Origin of the sequence: Paraburkholderia dipogonis (genome assembly GCF_042680985.1) — a bacterium.
GTDB classification, from domain to species: domain Bacteria; phylum Pseudomonadota; class Gammaproteobacteria; order Burkholderiales; family Burkholderiaceae; genus Paraburkholderia; species Paraburkholderia phytofirmans.
This window is the reverse complement of the sequence record NZ_JBHUFR010000034.1, coordinates 308,426-328,166: the sequence shown is the minus strand read 5'-3', so window position 1 is coordinate 328,166 and position 19,741 is coordinate 308,426. Positions and strand designations below refer to the sequence as shown.

18 protein-coding genes and 2 pseudogenes are annotated in these 19,741 nt (G+C 61.2%); 7 read left to right on the top strand and 13 right to left on the bottom strand.

All coding sequences use genetic code 11. The annotated features are described in order from the left end of the window. Nucleotides 1–41: 41 nt before the first annotated feature. A complete protein-coding gene (locus tag ACFSNN_RS36895; RefSeq protein WP_244322974.1) occupies nt 42–182 on the bottom strand; it encodes a hypothetical protein in 141 nt (46 codons plus the stop codon). Between the two features lie 433 nt (nt 183–615). Here ACFSNN_RS36895 and ACFSNN_RS36890 point away from each other — a divergent pair, with 433 nt between their 5' ends. The 4 genes from ACFSNN_RS36890 (at nt 616) to ACFSNN_RS36875 (ending at nt 4,277) form a co-directional block, all read left to right on the top strand. Further along, complete coding sequence (locus tag ACFSNN_RS36890; RefSeq protein WP_208949581.1) at nt 616–1,551, top strand: hypothetical protein; 936 nt, start codon at nt 616–618, stop codon at nt 1,549–1,551. 258 nt (nt 1,552–1,809) lie between these two features. Beyond that, a complete protein-coding gene (locus tag ACFSNN_RS36885) occupies nt 1,810–2,247 on the top strand; it encodes a response regulator (RefSeq protein ID WP_134463921.1) in 438 nt (145 codons plus the stop codon). Nucleotides 2,248–2,565: 318 nt separating this feature from the next. After that, complete coding sequence (locus ACFSNN_RS36880) at nt 2,566–2,841, top strand: hypothetical protein (protein WP_134463919.1); 276 nt, start codon at nt 2,566–2,568, stop codon at nt 2,839–2,841. A 503-nt stretch (nt 2,842–3,344) separates the two neighbouring features. Further along, nucleotides 3,345–4,277, top strand: a complete 933-nt coding sequence (locus ACFSNN_RS36875; protein WP_134463917.1) for an MBL fold metallo-hydrolase — start codon at nt 3,345–3,347, stop codon at nt 4,275–4,277. Nucleotides 4,278–4,537: 260 nt separating this feature from the next. On the opposite strand, the gene ACFSNN_RS36870 is transcribed toward ACFSNN_RS36875, so the two are convergent. After that, nucleotides 4,538–4,945, bottom strand: a complete 408-nt coding sequence (locus tag ACFSNN_RS36870) for an Hsp20/alpha crystallin family protein (RefSeq protein WP_134463915.1) — start codon at nt 4,943–4,945, stop codon at nt 4,538–4,540. A gap of 26 nt (nt 4,946–4,971) precedes the next feature. Further along, entirely contained in the window at nt 4,972–5,412 is a 441-nt protein-coding gene (locus tag ACFSNN_RS36865) for an Hsp20/alpha crystallin family protein (protein ID WP_134463913.1), read from the bottom strand. Between the two features lie 249 nt (nt 5,413–5,661). On the opposite strand from ACFSNN_RS36865, the gene ACFSNN_RS36860 reads away from it, so the two are divergent. The 3 genes and pseudogenes from ACFSNN_RS36860 (at nt 5,662) to ACFSNN_RS36850 (ending at nt 9,261) form a co-directional block, all read left to right on the top strand. Next, the gene (locus ACFSNN_RS36860) at nt 5,662–6,084 is read left to right on the top strand and encodes a hypothetical protein (protein WP_134463911.1); all 423 of its coding nucleotides are present in this window, start codon (nt 5,662–5,664) and stop codon (nt 6,082–6,084) included. 80 nt (nt 6,085–6,164) lie between these two features. Continuing rightward, a pseudogene (locus ACFSNN_RS36855) lies at nt 6,165–6,434 on the top strand (MFS transporter); the annotation flags it as partial. Nucleotides 6,435–7,392: 958 nt separating this feature from the next. Further along, the gene (locus tag ACFSNN_RS36850) at nt 7,393–9,261 is read left to right on the top strand and encodes a serine hydrolase domain-containing protein (protein WP_134463909.1); all 1,869 of its coding nucleotides are present in this window, start codon (nt 7,393–7,395) and stop codon (nt 9,259–9,261) included. Between the two features lie 83 nt (nt 9,262–9,344). On the opposite strand, the pseudogene ACFSNN_RS36845 reads toward ACFSNN_RS36850, so the two are convergent. From ACFSNN_RS36845 to ACFSNN_RS36800, 10 genes and pseudogenes are all read right to left on the bottom strand, one after another. After that, nucleotides 9,345–10,386 (bottom strand): annotated as a pseudogene (locus ACFSNN_RS36845) (aldehyde dehydrogenase family protein). A gap of 26 nt (nt 10,387–10,412) precedes the next feature. Further along, entirely contained in the window at nt 10,413–10,730 is a 318-nt protein-coding gene (locus tag ACFSNN_RS36840) for an NIPSNAP family protein (protein ID WP_134463907.1), read from the bottom strand. Next, nucleotides 10,730–12,361, bottom strand: a complete 1,632-nt coding sequence (locus ACFSNN_RS36835; protein ID WP_134465599.1) for a bifunctional 3-(3-hydroxy-phenyl)propionate/3-hydroxycinnamic acid hydroxylase — start codon at nt 12,359–12,361, stop codon at nt 10,730–10,732. The genes ACFSNN_RS36840 and ACFSNN_RS36835 overlap by 1 nt, the downstream gene beginning before the upstream one ends. A gap of 11 nt (nt 12,362–12,372) precedes the next feature. After that, nucleotides 12,373–13,248, bottom strand: a complete 876-nt coding sequence (locus ACFSNN_RS36830; protein WP_134463905.1) for an alpha/beta fold hydrolase — start codon at nt 13,246–13,248, stop codon at nt 12,373–12,375. A 25-nt stretch (nt 13,249–13,273) separates the two neighbouring features. Further along, nucleotides 13,274–13,879: an amino acid synthesis family protein gene (locus ACFSNN_RS36825; protein WP_134463903.1), complete on the bottom strand. Its 606-nt coding sequence runs from the start codon at nt 13,877–13,879 to the stop codon at nt 13,274–13,276. A gap of 23 nt (nt 13,880–13,902) precedes the next feature. After that, a complete protein-coding gene (locus ACFSNN_RS36820; protein ID WP_134463901.1) occupies nt 13,903–14,361 on the bottom strand; it encodes a VOC family protein in 459 nt (152 codons plus the stop codon). Between the two features lie 8 nt (nt 14,362–14,369). Further along, nucleotides 14,370–15,386, bottom strand: coding sequence for a WD40/YVTN/BNR-like repeat-containing protein (locus tag ACFSNN_RS36815; RefSeq protein ID WP_134463900.1), 1,017 nt, complete (start codon nt 15,384–15,386; stop codon nt 14,370–14,372). A 13-nt stretch (nt 15,387–15,399) separates the two neighbouring features. Next, nucleotides 15,400–16,203 carry an SDR family NAD(P)-dependent oxidoreductase gene (locus ACFSNN_RS36810; protein ID WP_134463898.1) on the bottom strand — a complete coding sequence of 268 codons (804 nt, stop codon included), beginning with the start codon at nt 16,201–16,203 and terminating at the stop codon, nt 15,400–15,402. A 14-nt stretch (nt 16,204–16,217) separates the two neighbouring features. Beyond that, on the bottom strand, nt 16,218–17,732 hold the full coding sequence (locus tag ACFSNN_RS36805; protein WP_134463896.1) for an aldehyde dehydrogenase family protein: 1,515 nt from the start codon (nt 17,730–17,732) through the stop codon (nt 16,218–16,220). A 37-nt stretch (nt 17,733–17,769) separates the two neighbouring features. After that, nucleotides 17,770–19,368: an acetolactate synthase large subunit gene (locus ACFSNN_RS36800; RefSeq protein ID WP_377779213.1), complete on the bottom strand. Its 1,599-nt coding sequence runs from the start codon at nt 19,366–19,368 to the stop codon at nt 17,770–17,772. Nucleotides 19,369–19,741: the final 373 nt, after the last annotated feature.

Genomic DNA, 19,741 nt, shown 5'->3' with positions numbered 1-19,741 from the left:
GCTATTGCGAACCTTGGGGCGCCACGAGGGCGCCATACGACTCATTGCGCGCCTGACGCGGCCGTGTCCGATGCGCCCTTGGCGTGCGGGTCGTTCTGCGGCATGCGGGTGGGCGATTTTTTCGTCGTGCCCTTCGACGAGGAACTCGTGCCCGTCGTACCGCCGGGGTTAGGCGTGCTCATGCCGGCGCCACCTTGTCCGGCAGTGCCGCCTCCTCCACCGGCTCCAGCGCCTCCAGATCCGCCTGTGCCCTGTGCGAACGCGGTGCCGCAGAACGCCAACAGAATTGCCGAACAAACTGCCGCTCTACTTGCTGCTTTCATGATTGCCTCTCTGATTGATTTAACGCGAGGGCAGCATCGACATGCCATGCTGCCCACGCTCAATGCCCAGTTTTTTATGGCGTTTTGGCGGTTTGATCCGTTTCTCGCGTAGCGCACCCAGGCTGAGAACCTTGGCGCGCAACGACTGTTCCCGACAACCACGCTTCGCCGCGAGAGCCCGGCGGCACAAAAAATGCTGCCTATCCGGACGATTCATGCCGCGCAGCATCGCGCTGCCGCGAACGGGTCGGCGTCGACCAACGGCGGATCAACACGGCAACGGAGGCTATCAATGAACAGCACAAGAGAACCCGCCGACTACGCGCTGGCAGCGAAAGACCCTGCGCTGTCAGTCCGGCAACACGAAGCCGCCGTCTCATGGGGAGCGGTGTTTGCCGGCGGCGCCGGCGCGACCGCGTTCGCGCTCATCCTGCTGACGCTGGGCACCGGCCTCGGGCTAACGTCCATTTCCCCGTGGTCGTCGGGGACTTCGAATGCAAAGGCGTTCGGCTTTGCCGCCGTGATATGGGTATGCGTCACGTCGATTCTCACGTCGGGGCTAGGCGGTTATCTTGCGGGGCGCCTGCGCAACCGCTGGCTGGGAGTCGACGCTGATGAAATTCACTTCCGCGACACCGCACATGGTTTCTTGAGCTGGGCAGTGGCGACGCTTCTCACTGCTGCCATACTGACATCAGGCGTATCGGGCATCGTGCGGGTTGCTGGGCAGGCCGCCACGACGGCAGCCGCAACAGGCGGCCCGGTTTCGATGGGAACGATGCCACGCGGCAATGCAGAACTTGCGACGAACACATGGCCGCTTGGCTATTTCATCGATTCGCTGTTCCGGATGCCCCCGGCAGCTTCACCTGCCGCGCCCGCCACTGCGGAAGACCGCAACGACGCGTCGCGTGCGGAAACGGCGCGAATATTCCTTAACAGCGCGGCAACGGGAGATCAGTTGTCGCCGGAAGATACCGCCTATTTGAGCCAGCTTGTTGCGCAACGTACGGGGCTGACGCAGGCAGCGGCACAAGCTCGCGTGGTGACCACCTACACGCGCCTGCTTCAGAAGATCAACGCCCTCGATGCTGCGGCCAAGGACGCCGCGGATAAAGCGCGCAAAGTCACGATCGGCGCTTCCTTATGGCTATTCATCTCGCTTCTGATGGGTGCATTCACAGCAAGTCTGATGGCAACGCATGGCGGCCGTGTACGCCAACTCTGATTGAAACTTCAACTTACCGGAGGAGATGTTATGCGCTCGATTCTTCTTTACATGCTCGGCGTACCCATTCCAATCATTATTCTGATCGCGCTTTTCTGGCATTAGAGACCAGCCGGTCGCCGTTCAGCGGATGCGTACTCCGATGATCGGTGACCACGAGCGTTCAGGCAAAACCATTCCTGTATCGAGACTCACCCGCAAGAATCTGTTCGCGGCACGGTCGTTGCGCGGTGATGTCAGGCAACCACTTAGCGCGCCATGCCAACCATTCTTGTCGTCGACGATGAACCCGGGCTTCTGGAATTATTCCAGTTCGCGCTTGAGTGGCGTGGATACCGCGTGTTGTTAACGGGAAATGGACTGGCCGCCCTGCAGACCGCGGCGCGACAGATACCTGATTTGATCGTTACTGACTGGAATATGCCCCGGATGAATGGTGTCGAGTTATGTCAACGTCTCAAATCCTATCCGGCACTTGCCCAGATCCCTGTGGTCTTGCTTTCCGCGGAAATCTTACCTGTCCAGATACAGCCCGTTTGGACTCAATTCCGGCGGAAGCCGGTCGACCTGGACGATCTCGAGTTGACGGTAGGTTTGCTATTACTGGCGCGCGACCGGTTAAAAACGGCTCGACACATTCCAACCGACAGGGCGGCTTCGCGCTGGCAACCCGTGACGTCAAAGTTGATCGTCTGAAGCTGCAGTAGCTCAACGAGTCTGCAGACAAGCCATCAGTCGATGTCGTTGTGACGCCAAGTATCTTGGCAACTCCTCGACCGCCATGGGATTCGCGTAGCAAAGCCATCCGTTTGTCGACATCCAGCGCCGTTGGGAATGCCATGCAATGACATGCCCAGGAACTCGCAAACCGGCGCCGCTTACGAAGGCAATGTTGAACATGAATGCGGAGGCGCAATCTTCAGGCGCCGCGATGCGAGGGCATGGGAATTGCGCGGACTAAGACGCGGATGCACGTTCCGATCCAGCAATCGCTATATCTTTGAGGAGACTCTCATGAAAGTTATAAAAGGCATTTTCATTTCGGCTCTCTTTGTAGCCATCTCCGGAGGTGCCTATGCACAGGGCGCGGGCGGAGGGGCTGCCGGAGGTCAAGGCGGAACAGGCATGAGTAAGCCCAATGCAAACGGCTCAACGGACACGGTTTCGGGTGCGTCCGGAACAAACAGCATGGGGACATCGGGAACAGCAACGCACAAGAAGCCGATGCATAAGAAGCCCAGCGTTGCCACGCCAGCATCGGCGACGAACCCCGCTTCGGGCGGAAGCTGACTGTCATTGCGATGGCCGTAGATTGACCCGGGGCGGCCTGAGACGTCTCATCATTCATGCCGCTACTTCGCCTTGTTGGCGGCGCCGTCCCTGGCGTCCGATCGCGGGCCTGCAGTTGCCTACACGCCGCATACAACGAATACGCGTCAGATTTGCAATCGGACGCCAACGTCCACGCCAGATCGGCAAAGGTCTGCATTCGAATCATAGAGTGCGTCGATGTCCGCTCGAAGGACTCCGAGCGGCATCGGCACACATCGCTCAATGGCTGTCGAGCGCCGTGCTGACATTTACGGCACCCCTCCTCACACTCGTCGATTGTTGCCGTACGGACAACACGCTAAGCACACACGCGACGCTACTGGCGTTCACCCCCGCTGGCTAGAATCACTCTCACGGTCGAGTCGAAACGCAAGCGACACGAAGCTCGCGAAATTCGTGCTCGTGTTCGTGAAGCGTGGCGCCAAGTGCTGCTTACCCCACCGATTGAGAGGACTATTGCCATGAGCGAAACAACCCGTAACGTGCAGCCTGTCACCGCCAATCTTGGCAAAGAAGGTTCAGGCGAACTCGTGCCTTCCCGCTATGCGGTACGCGTGGGTGATGTCGATGTCGTGCTGATCAGCGATGGCGTCCTGCCGCTGCCGACCTCTACCATGTCCACGAACGTGAGCGAAGCGGAGCGCAACGCATGGTTCGATGGGCGTTTCCTGCAACGCGACATGTTCGACTGGGCGCTGAATGTCGCGCTCGTGCGCAGCGGCCAACGCCTGATCCTGATCGACTCGGGCGTGGGCGACGGTTTCGAGTACTTCGCGCGCGCCGGCCGGTCGGTGATGCGACTGGAATCGGCTGGCATCGATCTGGCTGCGATCACCGACATCGTCGTTACGCATATGCACATGGATCACGTCGGCGGTCTGAACGTTGACGGCGTGAAGGCCAAGCTACGTCCAGACGTGCGCATTCACGTGTCGGCTGCGGAAGTGGAGTTCTGGAAAAATCCCGATTTCAGCAAGACGGTAATGCCGGAAACGGTTCCTCCCGCACTCCGCAAGGCTGCCGCAAAGTTTGTGGAACTGTATGGCGAAAACATCGTTCGGTTCGACCAGACCGTGGAAGTCGCAGCGGGCGTATCGGCCCGCGTGACGGGTGGACACACGCCGGGACACTGCGTCGTGGACGTCGCATCAAAGGGCGAGAGGCTGACGTTCGTAGGCGACGCGATTTTTGAAGTCAACTTCGACAATCCCCGCTGGCAAAATGGCTTCGAACACGAGCCTGAGATGGCTGCGGATGTGCGTATCGGGCTGCTCAACGAAGCCGCCGAGACCGGCGCTCTGCTTGCCGCAGCGCATGTCGCGTTCCCGTCTATCGGTCACATTGCAAAGAAGGGTGAAAGCTTCCGTTTCGTGCCGGTTCAGTGGGACTACTGATGGATGATCGACTATCAACTATCGTCGTATAGATCGCACTGACGATGGTCGGAGAAAACGCCGCGAGTTCACAAGACTCGCGGCGGTTCTTTGCAAACGACCACTTGGGCGTGGCGGCAAGCAGGCTTGCTTCGATGTCTTCGAGGAGCTTGTTTGCACCCAGACGAAACCGTTCTGTTCGTAGCATTGATTCTCCCCTTATCGAAGCCAACAATCAGAACCGGTCTCCACGCTGCGAATTCCCGGCTTGCTAAGCGCCTCTAACCTACGGCAACCTCAATGCGCCGCGGTCGAGCCTCTTCACGGCGTGGAATGATCAGCTTCAATACGCCGTCTTTGAGATTCGCTTCGATCTTTGACGTATCGAACTCCGGCCCAAGAGTAAATGAACGTGCAAAATCCGGCACGCGAACTTCAGCGTGCTGTAGCCGTAGCCCTTCCGGGGTCGGTACGTTAGCGGATGCTTCGATACGCAGATTGCCATCCTGCACCCTGATCTCCAGTCTATCCCGCTCCACGCCCGGCAAATCAGCCCATAATGTCACGCCGTGTACGTCCTCGATGACATCGACCGCCGGATTCAACGTCAGCCGTTTTTCCTCGCGGCTTCGCTCTGCGGTGCTTGCGGTCCTGGCATCAGGGCGCGTAAGTTGGGTGGTATCGCTCATGATCAGCTCCTCTGCATTGGTCTTTGTTACTGGACGGTAATCGCACGAGGTTTCGAGGACTCGCGCTTGCCGACACTGATGCTCAGGCAGCCGTTGAGATAGCGGGCCTCCACACGGTCGGGGTCGGCATGCTGGGGAAGTTCGATCACCCGGCGGAACTGTCCGCTGAACCGTTCCCGCGCGTAGTGACGCGTTGCGTCGCCGTCCGCGCGCGCCGCCGAGGGCCGCTCGCCGGCAATGGTAAGCAGACCCTTGTCGATGGATACTTCCAGTTGCTTCGGGTCGATGCCCGGCGCGAAGGCGACGATCTCGATGGTGTCATCGGTCGTGCCGACGTTGACCTGCGGGAAGGCCGACAGGCGATCAGTCCGGATACTTGAAGGGTTGCCGCCGAACAGCGCCGCCATCTGCTGATGCAGACGATCGAACTGGCTGAACAGATCGGTCGTGAAGTAGAGATCACTCATGGTCGTTTCCTCGGAAAAATGCGGCGGAGGAGACGGACGGGCCTACGCGCTCCAGTCCGTCTACCCCACTGCGGGCAAACAAATCGAAACACGCAGCGCGCGACGCTCGGTTCGCGCGACTGCCTGAGCGAAATAAAAAATAGACGTTGCCACACGGATTTCAAGGGTGCCGTGAAAAATTTTTTGGCGCTTGAAAATACAATCCGGGACCCTACTCTCCGCGTAGATCTGTTCCGCTGGAGGATAGCGATGGACTTCGATTCAGACTGGCTGACGCTCGGCAGGCATCGCGTGCGTCTGCGCTCGTCGAGGGGTTTTCCGACCGAGCGCATGCGCACGGCGATAGACGTCATGCGCCTTGCCATCGAAAACAATATGAGCGCCCGCGCCCGCCTCGTGGATGTGGCGGTGCGGGAGGAGAAAGCGTACGAACTCTCGGTCGGCACGACCTTCGCGGACGACCGGCTGTGCGTGCCGCAACTCGAAGCGGCGATCGCTGTCGTGCTCGGATTACTGCCTGGGCAGGTCCGCATCTTCGTGACGGTGGTTACGCAGGAGGAAGTCGATTTGCATTTTGGCGTGTACGAAAGAATGCTGGCGGAAAAAATTGCCGGGCTGCCGCCCATCGAGCGTCAGGCGGAATCGCCAGCCGAGCGCGAACGGCTCGACTAGCCGCATGTGCGCAACCGCGAAGCAATGCGAACCGGGAATGGCGCGTTGACGCTAGCGCGATCCGCTCGGTGCTCCGCGCGACGATTTTGCGCGGGACCATCGTCCAGCATATCCTCTGGACGGAAGGGTACGGTGCGGTAAGCGGCCTGCTTTCGATGCCGTCGAACATCGCAAAAGGCATCGCGCCGATCTCGGCAGCGGCAATCTGGACAATGACCGGTAACTATCTTCCCGTCGAATGGGAGGGCTTGGGCGTGTCGCTGGTATCGGCGTGCGCCTTTAGGTTCGTCGTGCGCTCGACGGCCGACGCATCAAGGAAGGTTGCTGAACGGGAACGGAGCACGCTATGAAAATAAGGTCCGCCAAAGATGACGATCTCGCTGGGATCAAAAGTCTCCTGGCAACGTGCGGGTTGCCAACACAGGACGTCACGACCGTGCTGCTACCGAGGTTTCTCGTTGCAGTCCACGAAAGAGCAGCGATAGTTGGAAGCGTCTGCCTGAAACCTTTGGGTGCCGAGGCGTTGCTCTGATCGCTGTCTGTCGCCTTGCATCTTCGAGCAACGGGCCTCGGCAAGCCTCTGCTTCTGCCCATCGAACGGGAAGCCAGGTCGAGCAACTATGGCAGCTTGTGGTTACTCACGACGAGCGCGCCACGGTTATTCGAAAATCACGGCTACAGCGCAGTCAAGTGGACTGACGTGCTGGATGAAATACGTGAAACGGCACAGTTCATGCGGCTCTACCCGTCTACCGCCGTGTGCATGAGGAAGCACTTCGCGTGAGCAATCACGCTACGCGCCATCGAGCGTGACGAACAGCTCATCGACCGCTTTCAACGACCGCGAATAGATTCAAAAGAGCCCGCGGAAACCACAAGATCAATGATCTGAAAGTGGCCGAGTGCATCAGTTCCGCGAACTTACTCGTGAGCTGACGTTGCATTCTTCAATGGCAGCCTTCGAACCACCTCTTTACCCAGCTAGTGTGCCCGTGATGGAGAATGAGGCCGAAGCGATGTAAACCAAACAGATCGTATGGCGGCGATTGCATCAGCACAATATCACGTGCTGCGCCGAGCAGAATTTGGTACCTTAAGGGCGCGCTCTTAAGCCAAAGCTTCGTAGCATCTCGACACGTTGCTACTCAAGTTCGCCCGCACGCCTATGATTTGGGGCACGGAGGCCGTTCAAAAGACGCTGCCCCGCTGCGTCGAAATTGCGAAGACCGCCATTGCCATGCTGGCGGCGCCGTAGCTGAAGAAAAGCGCTTTTTTGCAGGTCCTAACAACTAGAGCAAAGGGAATACTGTGGCCAAGTGCGATCGCAATCACGAGATTCTTTTCAGCGTAGGCCGGCGGCAGTTTCTCGGCTACACCGGCGCCGGGATGCTCGCGGCGGTGCTGCCCGGCTGCGGCAGCGGCGACATCCAGTCGACGCCCTATCAGCAGACCATTGCCCTCGGTCAACAGATGATCCAGCAGGCCGTCAGCGATCCGTCGAATCCCGTCGCGGCGATCTCGATCGCGATGGTCAAGGGCGACACTGTGGTCTGGCAGCAGGCGTTCGGGTTGGCGTCGGTGCCGGGGCAGATCAAGGCAACGCCGCAGACGCGCTTTAACATTGGCTCGGTCAGTAAATTGTTCCCAGCACTGGCGGCGACGATCCTCGTCGATCGCGGTCTAATCACGCTCGACACGCCGATCGTCAAATATCTGCCGACCTTCACGATGCTGTCGCCGGAATACGAGAAGATCACCACGCGTCATCTGCTGTCGCATGCATCCGGTCTGCCCGGCACGAATGGGCGCAATCTCTTCACGTTCGAGCCGGTCGCCGGGTACGCCGCCGACACGCAAGCCGAACTCGCCAACTCGCACCTGAAGCATTTGCCAGGTGAGCTGGCGGTCTATTGCAACGACGGCTTCACGATGGTCGAGCAGATCGTGCTCGCCATGACGGGCCAGAGCTTCGCGGACTTCGTCCAGTCGGCTATTCTTGCACCGCTGAAGATGACGCAGTCCAGCTATCTGACGAGCGTGCCGTCCGGCGGATCGTTCTCACTGCCGTACGTGAACGGCACGCAGCATCAGGAATTCGTCAATGCATACGCGACCGGCGGACTGAGTTCGACGCCCACCGACATGATGAATCTCGCGCAGATGATTTACGGCGGTGGCGTGTTTCAGGGACAGCGCATCGTGTCCGCGGCGGGCATCGCGCAGATGGGCATGGATCAGACCAAAGGCCTGACGATCAACCCATCGCCGGAATGGCGCTGGGGTCTCGGCTGGGACACCGTGGTACAGCCGGCGCTCAACGCCGCAGGCGTGCTCGGCTGGGAAAAGGACGGCGGCACTGCTTTCTACTCGACCGAATTTTTCGTTGTGCCCAACTCGCAGTTCGCGCTGCTGGTGACCGGCAATGCGGGCTACAACGCCCGGGCGATTGCCGAGACGCTGGTGCTGTCGGCGTTGAAGGAAGACGGCACGATTTCGTCGCTGCCGGCGAAGCTTGGCACCACGGCGCCGCCGGTCGCATCGGGGCCGGGCATTGCGAGCGGCGCGGGCATCTACGGCAGTTCGGATTTGCCGTATCAGGTGCTCGCCAACGCGGACGGTAGTCTGCAGATCAACCAGTGGGACGCCGCAACGCGAGGCTGGACGGAGATCGGCGGATACCAGTACCGCAGCGACGGCTGGTGGTGGAGCGATACCGATACGGCGTCGTACCGCTTTGCAGTCGTGTCGGGCAACGACAGCGAAGGCAATGCGTTCAACTATCGCTACCTGATGAAGCGGGTCGTGCCGGGCGCGGGCTACGCGTATCTGACGCTGCCGGTCGGTCAGCAACTCGCCCCGCTGGCGGCGCTCGACAGCGCGTGGCAGCAACGCGTCGGCACACAATGGACGTTGACCAACGATTCGCCGAGCGCGGTTCCGATTGTCGTTCTTGGCAATCCGCCGGCGTTTTTCGCAACACTCGCCGAACTCCCGGGCTACGTGCTGTACGGCAACGAAGACCTTCGCTATCAACTGTTCGTGCCGGTGAGTGATACGCTCGGCGGCATGTCGATCAAGGTGCCGGGCAATTTTGGACGCGACCTCTATGAGATCCGTTTCGCGTCGACCACGGCAACTTCGCTGACGATCGGCAGTTCGATCTACGCGCGCATCTGACGGTGTGTCGTTCCATGACGCCGGGCTTCACGGTCTCCGTCGCCGGCATGGCGTTCGCGCACGAGGCGCTTGCCCAGACACAGTCATAGCCCCGCGAGGCAAGTGTATTTCAGCGTTGTGTAGTCATCGATGCCGAACTTCGAGCCTTCACGGCCCAGGCCAGATTGCTTTACCCCGCCGAACGGCGCCATCTCGTTCGAAATCAACCCGGTGTTGACACCTGCCATGCCATATTCCAGCGCTTCCGATACCCGGAAGACGCGGCCGAGATCCCGGCTATAGAGGTAACTCGCCAAGCCATACTCCGTGTCGTTGGCAAGCGCGATAACCTCGTCCTTCGACGTGAACCTGAAGAGCGCCGCAACCGGACCGAACGTCGCTTCGCGCGCGATCTTCATTTCGCGTGTTGCGTTCGCCAGCTCCGTCGGTTCGAAGAAGCTTCCGGCCAGCGCATGGGTGTTTCCGCCGCAAAGAACGCGAGCGCCGTGCGCCAGCGCATCCGCGACATGCTCCTTGACCTCGCGACTGCGGATGCATCGATCAGCGGCCCTTGCGTCACGCCACGCTCAACGCCGTTGCCGACTCTCAGCGTCTTTACTACAGCCGTCAGCCCGCCGCCAGGGCAGGCCCTGCCTTGCGTGATCATCGCGAGCGGGAAATTCCAGGGCGTGATCGTCGCGCACACGCCGACCGGCTCGCGGGTGAAGAATCCGTTTATCGGGTGACGGCCCCGGTATTACGCTTCCGTCAATACGTTTCGCTTCCTCCGCGTACCACTCCAGGTATGCGGCTGCGTAACGCACCTCGCCGAGCGCCTCGCTCAGCGGTTTGCCCTGCTCGGCCGTCATGCTCATGGCGAGATCGTCGGCTTTCTCGAGCGTCAGCCCGTACCAGCGGCGAAGTATGCCGGAGCGCGCCTTGGCCGACGTCCTACGCCATTCGCACGCGGCTTTGCCGGCTGCGGCGACAGCCTCTTGCGTTTCCATCACGCCGAGGCGCGACACCGTCGCCACGCCCCCCCGTGGCCGGATTGGTGACACTGATCACGCCTTTCTCATTTGCTGCTCTCCACTCGCCGGCGATGAACGCATCGCTGCGAAAACGCGTGGGATTGTTCAACTGCATGCGCTGGATCTCCGTGTTGACCTCCATCATCGATTCGCCCCAGGAAAGATGACAGCATTGAGAATGCAATTCCTTTGCTGCACGAGCAGCTCGCGAACGCTCTTTCTAAATGCGCTGAACTGTTCGTCGGCCATCAACGCCGCGCGACGCTGTTCCCGCTCTGCCTGGCTCTCGTAGCGCCACAAAAAGACGATCTGGTTCAGCTCGCCGACTTCCGACTGGAAACAGCCCACCATCTGCCCGAGGTGCCGTTCCTGCGCTTCACGACCCAGCGCCTCGTATTGCGCCAGATATCGCGGGACGCCCCCGGGTATCAGCGTGTACCTGCGTTCTTCGAGTATCACTACGCTTCCTCCAATTCGTGATCTTTCGCTCCCACTTTCGCAGCGAACACGCGCGTCACATCGGCACACGAAAACGGATCGGCCAGCGCCGCTACGTATCGATCGGGGCGAATGATCGCAATGGTGTGCCCCTGTTGCTGGAACCAGGGCTCGAGTGCGTTTTCGAGGTCCTCCACGCAAAGCGTCGTCGAGGTGCCACCGAGCCGCTCGTTTCGCGATGCGCCACTTCGCGAGCGCTCCACGCGCACGAAAACCGCCTTTTGGGACTGCCAGAACGCCCGCGTTTCTTCATCGAGCGATTCGTATGGGTCGGTACGCCAGCCGACGACGGCGAACCAGGGGCCGAGCACATCGTCGAACTTGACCTTTTTCCGGTACCCGGCTTCGACCTCAGGCTGGATGAACATACGGCCGACCGCGGTGTGCGTAGTGTCGGACGCGGCTTCAACAATCAGCCCTCGATCATATCGGGGCATGGGTTTGAACTTCATCTGCAGCACGTAGTTGCGCACGGCGCTCAGCGAACCGATCGACTTGAAGAACACGTCCCGGACAAACGCCTTCACGCTGTTCGTCGGCATGAGGACCCGGCCGAACGTATCGGCCAGATCGATCATGGCCTTCGCATGATCCCGCCGCTCTGTCTCATAGCTCACGAGGATTCCCGGGTCCGCCTGGCCTTTGATGACGGAAGCAAGCTTCCATGCGATGTTGCCCGCGTCCCTCAACCCCAGGTTCAACCCCTGGCCTATCCACGGCGGACTGAGGTGGGCCGCGTCACCCGCGAAAAGTGTACGGCCCACGACAAAGCGGTCGGCCACTCGCGAGTGATGCGTATAGATACGGGCGCGCACGACCTCGAGGTCGTCGGCGTTCTTGACGTAGGGGGCGATCAATGCCTTGACGGACGCGTCGTCGACCAGACGCTCGGCGTCCTCGTGCGGGAACACCATGAACTCCCAGCGACGGTACCCGAACGGCAAGTGTATACAGACATTCGGCCGGCGCGGGTCGCAATGCAATGCGGTGTACGGCGCATCCAGCTCGGCATTGCGAACGTCGACGACCAGCCATTTGATGGGATGGGTATTGCCGACCAGCGTGACGCCCACAAGATCGCGCAGGGTACTGCGGCCGCCATCGGCAGCGACGCAGTATTGCGCCTCGATTTCCCGCTGCACGCCGTCGCGATCGGTCACCGTCAACGTCACGCCCTTCTCGTCCTGGCGAAGGGCCGAGACTTCCGAGCCCAGGCGCATCCTGACGTGCGGATAATTCGTCAGATGTTCGCGTAGTGTGGCCTCGGCCAGCTGCTGCATGAAGATATTGCGGCGATACCAGCCGTACTCACGCGTCTCGGGACGGATGTCGGCGAACAATTCGCCCTTCGCGGTAAACATCCGCAGCGACACGTTCTGAATGACGTCGTCGAGCAACGCCTCGGCGACACCAGCGATCTGAAAGACGCGCAGCGCTTCGTCATCCATGCCGACGGCTCGCGGATACGGCAGGATGTCCTCGCTGCGATCGATCAGCATGGCTTCGATACCGTACACGCCAAGCAGATTCGCGACAGTGCAGCCAACGGGTCCAGCGCCGACGATCGCCACGCTGGTGCGTACCTTTTCCATGATCTCTGAAGTCATTCTGTTTGCCCGACGCGCAGCTTGCGCAGGAAGTCCTCGAGCGCGATGACGAAACCGGCGCCATTGTCGTCGTGAACGTAGTGCCCTGCGTTGCCGACTTCGCGCCACGCAATGTTCGGATTGCGGCGGCTCATTTCCTGCACGGTCGATTTCGACAGGAAGTCCGATTGCGCTCCGCGGATAAACAGCGTCGGGCAGCTGAGGCCATCGACGACGGGCCACAGGTCGACGCCCAGCTCGGGCCGCCGCGCGAGTTCCATCCGCGCGCGCCCGATGCCCTCAGCGTCGTACTTCCAAACCACGCTCCCGTCCTCGCTCTCTTTCAACGTGTACTTGAGCCGGGAGTTCAACGCAGCCTCCGAGATATTGGGCCGCTTGTCCCTCCAGAACTGCCGTGCGGCATCCCAGTCGTCGAAGCGCGATGGGGTCGACTCGATTTCGCGCACGATGCGTTTTGCGCCTTCGGTCGAGCTCGACGAACCCGGCCCGATGTCTTCAACGACCAATGCGCTGACTTTCTCAGGATGGCGCGCCGTATATACGAGAGCATTGGCACCGCCAAGCGAGTGTCCGATCAGAATGAAGCGGTCGAGACCGAGGTGAGCCACCAACGCCTCGAGATCCGTGACGTAGGCCGACGTGAAATAGTCATGCCCCGAGTCCCAGTCGCTGTCTCCCCGTCCCCGCTGATCGAGCGCGATCAGGCGCAAGCCGCTCGCGAAAAACGAAGCGGTCGGCTCCCACGTCATCGCATAGCTTCGCAAGCCGTGCAGCAGAATGACCGGGGGCGCGTCTTTCGCCCCCCATTCGACATAGTGCAAGGTCAGCGCTCCACTGCGGAATTCGCCCTCGCCCGGTTGACATATGCTCATGATGGCTGACCCGTTTCGCAAGCTGTCAATGCAGGCCGTCCTGGCCTTTGATCCCAGACGCCTCGATGCCGCCGAGCCGCGCATGCAGGCGGCCGCGCGAAGCGAACGCAAACGCAATGACCACCTCGTCCGGGTTCGGCGCGTCGGCGAACATTGTCGAGACGGTGTCGTAGTGCGAGCGCACGTACAGCGCGTCCTTGTGAGCGAGCGGAATGTCGATCACCGTGTTGACGCCGCCGCGCTTGCCGGTGGACGGCACCCACGCCTTGCCGCCACCGACGGCGTCGCGCACCGGATCGGCGAATACGCTCGTCAGGAAGGCGTTGCCATGCTCGTACTCGCCATTGGCGCCTACGACGCAAGCCTTGCCGTAGCTTTCCACCTTGTCGTCGCCGAGAATCTGCTTGATGCGCCGCGCGAATTCGTGGCCAAGCGCAGGCGATGCGTTCACCACTTCGCTCAGCTCGTCCACGCTACGCCCGGCGAAAGGATTGAGAATCGCCGCGGCAATGACGATCTTGCGTAAAGGCGCCCCATCGGCATGACGGCCGCTTTCATTTGTCAGTGTGTCCTCGATATGGGTGTACCACTTTCGGACCTGGAAACTTTGGAAGTTTGGGGATGTTTTCATCACTGGATACCGGTTGATCGACGTTAGTCGAAAATAGGTTGAAGATCGATTGGATCGCTCGGCGCGTGGTACTGATTGAGAAGACGCTTGCCCTCGACGTCGTCGCTGCACAGTTCACAGAAGAACTCCAGCCGATTGCCGTCCGGGTCGTTGAAATACAGCCCGTAGCCGACCTTGTGGTCGGTTGTCTTGACGACCTCGACGTTCTTGCGCAACAGCATTCCGTAGAGACGCCGCAGATAGGTCACGTCGTTGCCGATCTCGAGGCCGTAATGCTGCAGGCCGCGCCTGATCGGCGGATTGACTTCGTCCGTCCGGATCAGCGCTATGTCGTGGTGCTTCGTCCCGAAAGACATGAACACCCATTCCTCGCCGCGCGCCGTCTCCTCCATGCCGAGCACCTCCGCGTACCATTTGCCCGAGGCGACAGGATCGCGAACGTAGAGCGAGATATGCGTGCGTTTGACGTTTGGCTTTTCCATCCTCGGCCTCAGTGGTGCTGGGGAGGATTGTCGACGCTCAGCACCGGTGTCCAGGCCACATCGGTGATTTCGCTGAACTCTCGCCATTCCTTGAACCACGTCTGGCCACCGTCGTCGGTTCGGAACAGATGGCCGTATTTCGAGCCGGCGAACATCAGTTGCGGATCCGCTTCGTTGACGCCGACGGCCCAGAACGCGGAGTTCGGGGTTTGCGTCAACGGCACTTCAGACCAGGACTCGCCGAGGTCCGACGATTTCAGCACCTTGCTCGTGTGCCCCGGGGTGGAATCCCCGATCACCAGGAACGCTTCGTTGCTCCTGGGCCGTACCCGGACGGTGCGCGCGTAGCGCAGCGTCCATTCCTGCCTGGCATGAAAGCTCTTCCACGTCTTGCCGTCGTCCTTCGAGACATAGACCGCGTTGACGACCACGACTAGCAGCGTCTGCGGTGGCCCCGGAATGAACGTGACGCAATGGATATCGGAATTGCCGACTCCTCCGGGCTGGCCATCGAGACGCTCCCAGGTGTCGCCCGCATCCCGGCTGCGGAAGAGGCCGCCCTCTTCGATACCGAACCATAGATGACTCGAATTCGAAGGGTCGATCGCGCAGGTCAGCACGCGGGGTTTGCTGACACCGGCGCAATGCTCGGGAATTTCCGGGGGTAGCTTCGTCCAACTCTCGCCGCCGTCCGTCGAACGGAAGAAGCCCGCACGCGAAGGCGCACCCGTGCCGCAAAGCATATGGTGCGCATTGGTCGGATCGAAACAGATGGACCACACGGTCTGATCGTTCAGGATGGAGTCAATCCGCTTCCAGTTGACGCCGCCATCGGTGCTCCTGCAAAGGCCGACGTCCGCGCCGGCGAACACCACGAACGGGTCAACCGGATGCACGGCAAGACTGCGCACCACCCCGTCGAACTCGATATCCTGGCCCAGATCGAGACGCCTCCACGATTTCCCATCATCTGCGCTACGCAGTATTCCTTGGCCGGCGGTCGCTACAAGAATGGTTTTTTCCACTGACTGCTCTCCGTTAAAGAAAGATGCCGCGCGTGATGCCACCGTCGGCGCCGAGCGACTCACCTGTGATCGCACCCGCCTTCGGCGACGTCATGAACGTGGCGATCCATGCCATTTCTTCCGGTTGCAACACCCGGCGAATGGGTGTGACCTTGATGTAGTTCTGCTCCACCTGCTCCGCCGTCAGGCCCTGCTTCGCGGCTTCCTTTTCGTAGAGCTCGTGGATATGCGGCGTTTCGACGACGCCCGGATGAATCGTGTTGACAGTGATGTTGAACGGCCCCAGTTGATCGGACAGCACCTTGGTCATGTGCACGATCGCCACGTTGCGCATGCCCGAGAGCTGCTTGCTGCCGCGCCCGGTGAGCCCGCCGATGTTTAGAATGCGGCCATACTTCTGGCGCTTCATGATCGGCGCAACGGCCTTTGCGCAGCGGAAATAGCCCACGACCTTGATATCGATGTCCTCGAGCAAACCATCCGCGTCGGCCTCTTCGAGCTCGGAGCGTACAAGGCCGCCAGGATGCGCCGCGCCGTTGATCAGGATGTCGATACGGCCAAACCGCTTCACCGCCTCGTCAACGCCCGCCTCGACCGACGCCGTGCTGGACGTGTCGACCGAAATGCAAGCGAGCTCTCCTGAAGCCGCTGGCAAGCGCGACCGGATTTCCGCCGCCGCCTCTTCGAGGTGCTGCATGCGTCGCGCCGCAAGCACGACGTTCACGCCCTCGCTGGCCAATTGCTCGGCGATCGCCTTGCCGATGCCCATGCTGCCGCCCGTAATAAACGCCGATTGGCCTCTCAGTCCCAAATCCATTTCACGCTCCCTTCTCAATCCAGATTGACCCAAACACTTTTCGTTTCGAGGTAGTTTTCCAGACCTTTGCGGCCAAGCTCGCGTCCCCAGCCCGACTCTTTGAAACCGCCGAACGGCGACGCCGGATCGGTCACGTTGTAGCAGTTCACCCAGACCGTGCCGGCTTTCAGCCGCGCGGCAATCCGATGCGCCTCTTTCACGTCACGGGTCCATACGCCTGCGGCGAGGCCAAACGGGGAATCGTTGGCGCGGCTCACCAGATCGTCGATATCGTCCCAGGGCATCGCGGTCAGCACGGGGCCGAAGATTTCCTCCTTGACGACACGCGCGCTGTCGCTGGTGTCGACGAATACAGTCGGCTCGAAGAAGTACCCGTCCGGCCTGCCTTGCGGACGAGCGCCGCCCGTGACGGTCGTGCCGCCTTCGCTGCGGCCGATATTCACGTAGTCGCTTACACGCTGATGCTGAAGCGACGAGACGAGCGGCCCCATCTGCGTGCCGGCCTCGAGCCCCGGGCCGATCCGGATCGACTGGGCTTTTGCGGCAACGTCCGCGATCACGCGGTCGAAGTGCTTCTTGTGGATATAAAGCCGGGAGCCCGCAGTGCAGACCTGCCCCTGGTTATAGAAGATCGCGGTCGCAGCGGCATCGGCGACGTCCGCCGGGTTGGCATCCGGCAGGATGATGTTGGGAGACTTCCCACCCAGTTCGAGCGTGACCCTCTTGAGCGAATCGGCGCACTTCCTGGCGATCTGCTTGCCCACCTGGGTCGAGCCGGTAAAGGCGATCTTGTCGATGCCCAGGTGATCCACGAGCGCGGCGCCCGCTGTCGCGCCACGCCCCGTCAGCACGTTCACGATACCGGCGGGAAAGCCCGCCTCGACGATCAGCTCGGCCAATCTCAGCGCGGTGAGCGGTGTCTGCTCGGCGGGTTTCAAGATGCAGCCGCACCCTGCCGCCAGTGCCGGCGCCAGCTTCCACGCGGCCATCGACAACGGAAAATTCCACGGCACGATGAGGCCGCAAACGCCGACGGGCTCGCTGCGCGTGTAGTTCAGGAACTGCCTCCCTCCGCTCGGCGACACGGGAATCGTGGCGCCTTCGAGCTTGCTCGGCCAGCCCGCGAAGTAGCGGAATAGCTTCGCGGTGCCGGGAATGTCGCCGTTCAGCGCGGCCGAAAGCGGCTTGCCGTTATCGAGCGATTCCAGCTCGGCGAGCTCCTGTGCATCGGATTCGATCAGATCTGCCAGGCGATTGAGCAGGCGTCCGCGGTCGACCGGCGTCATTCTTTGCCAAGCAGAAGATTCGAACGCCGCCCGTGCCGCGCGGACCGCCGCATCGACGTCCGCTTGACCCGCGTCGGCGACGCTCGTGATAACCGCGCCGCTCGCCGGATCGAAAGTTTCGAACGTCGCGCCATCGGCGGCATCGCGCCAGGCGCCATCGATAAAGAGTCGGTGCCGGCGCAAAGCGAAGCGGCGCGCCGCTTCACCGACAAGATCACTCCAGCGGCTTACGCTAGTTAACATGTTGGTATCTCGGAACAGGTGTGCTCGTGGGCAACGCTCACGCGAGCGCCATTTCAATCAGAAAAGGACCGCTCGTATGGACGAGCGCGTCCGCGAGCGCAGCCACCAGCTCGCGGGTCGTCGCGGCGCGCACGGAAGGCACGCCGTATCCGGCTGCGAGCGCCTGCCAGTCGAATGCGGGATCGTCGAGCTCCGTGAGCGCACGCGCTTGCGGGCCGAACTCGACGCTTCCCGCGCGGCGCAACTCCGTTTGCAGAATTCCATAGCGGCGATTCGACGTGATCAGAACGACGACGGGCAAGCGCTCGCGCGCCATCGTCCACAGCGACTGGATCGTGTACTGCGCGCTGCCGTCGGATTGCAGTGCAAACACGCGACGCTCCGGACACGCGATCGCGGCGCCAAGCGCCACGGGCAATCCCTGCCCGATCGCGCCACCCGTGTTCGTGAGGATCGTGTGGCGGGCCGCGGCGGCGGACGCCGTCACGAATGGGTAACCGCAGGTCCCGCCTTCGACGGACACAATCGCCTTGTCGGGCAGCGCATTCGAAAGCACCTTGCCGACGAGAATCGCGTCGAGCGCGCAGTCAGGAATCGCGTATTGCCTGGTCGGCACCCCGGCATCGGAAGCACGCTCGCCGATCGCCTGCGCCAATCTCTCGAGTGCGCCCTCCCCGCTCTCCGCGACATCGGCCAGCGTCAACAATCTGCCCTCGTCGACAAGCAGGCTCGGCAAGCCCTCGTAGCCGAAATACGCGACTGGTGCGATCGTTTCGACCAATACGACTAGGTCTGCCGCTTCGAGCTGCTCGATAGCCTTTTCGGGGAAGTACGGTAGACGGTCGATGTCCGGCAGGCCGCCGCCACGCTCGGTCCGTGCAGGAAAGGTTTCGCTGAAAAAACGAGCGGACGTGCCGGCGCCGATCCGGCTGGCCGCGTGCTGGCCGCGTTCGGACAACGCTCCGCCGCCAAGCAGGAACACCACTTTCTTACCTGCTTTCAGCGCTTCCTCGACGGCCTCGACGCGAGCCTCCTGGAAACTGCGCGCAATCGGGAACCGCGCCGGCTCATCGGCATGCTGCCTGGTCGCTTGCTGCTGGAAGTCGACCGGAAAAACGATGGTCGAGATGCTGCCCGGCGCCTTCAGCGAAGCCCGGAACGCGTCGAGCGTATCGCGCTCGATGTCCGCCGTGCGTTCGACGGTTCGAACCCAGCCGCTGACAGGCCGAGCCAGCGAATGAATATCGGAAGTAAGCGGCGCGTCGTATTCGAGGTGCCAGCTGGCGTGATCGCCGACGATGTTGACGATCGGCGTGCGCGCGCGCCTGGCGTTGTGCAGATTGGCAATGCCGTTCGCAAAGCCGGGCCCGAGATGCAGCAGCGTCAGCGCGGCCTTGCCGGTCATGCGGCCGTAGCCGTCGGCAGCGCCCGTGCAAACTCCCTCGAACAGGCCGAGCACGGCCCGGATGCCGGGCACGGCATCAAGCGCGGCAACCAGCGGCATCTCTGTAGTGCCCGGGTTGGCGAAACACACTTCGGCGCCCGCGGCGCTCGCCGTCTGAAGCATGCGTTCTGCACCGGTCAATTCAACGCCGGCAGACTCGGATTGCATGCGTATCGGATTGGTCATTTGCATCGGTTCGTCCAGGTTCGAGGCAGTACGGCACGTTTTCGCGCCGCACCTGATAAAGTTATGTTGATCCCGAATTAAGGGATTGTCAATCAACAATATCGAAACTTAGTGGTAAACGATAAAGCACTAATCCCCAAAAACAGGATTTGCATAGTTATACCAGTATGACCGCATCGCGCTGAAATGCGGCCACAGATGCTCGGCTGGAGATCGCCGAACGAACATCGGACGACACGGGCTTGTCGTGCTCAGGCGCGTCGGGGCTTCCCTGGACCGAAGCAAAGAGGCATCATTCCGGGCTGAATGTCGCGTATCTCGAAAGGCGGGACTGGGGCAACGTGCCACTTACGACCAGGCGCGCTGTCGCGAGAGCCAA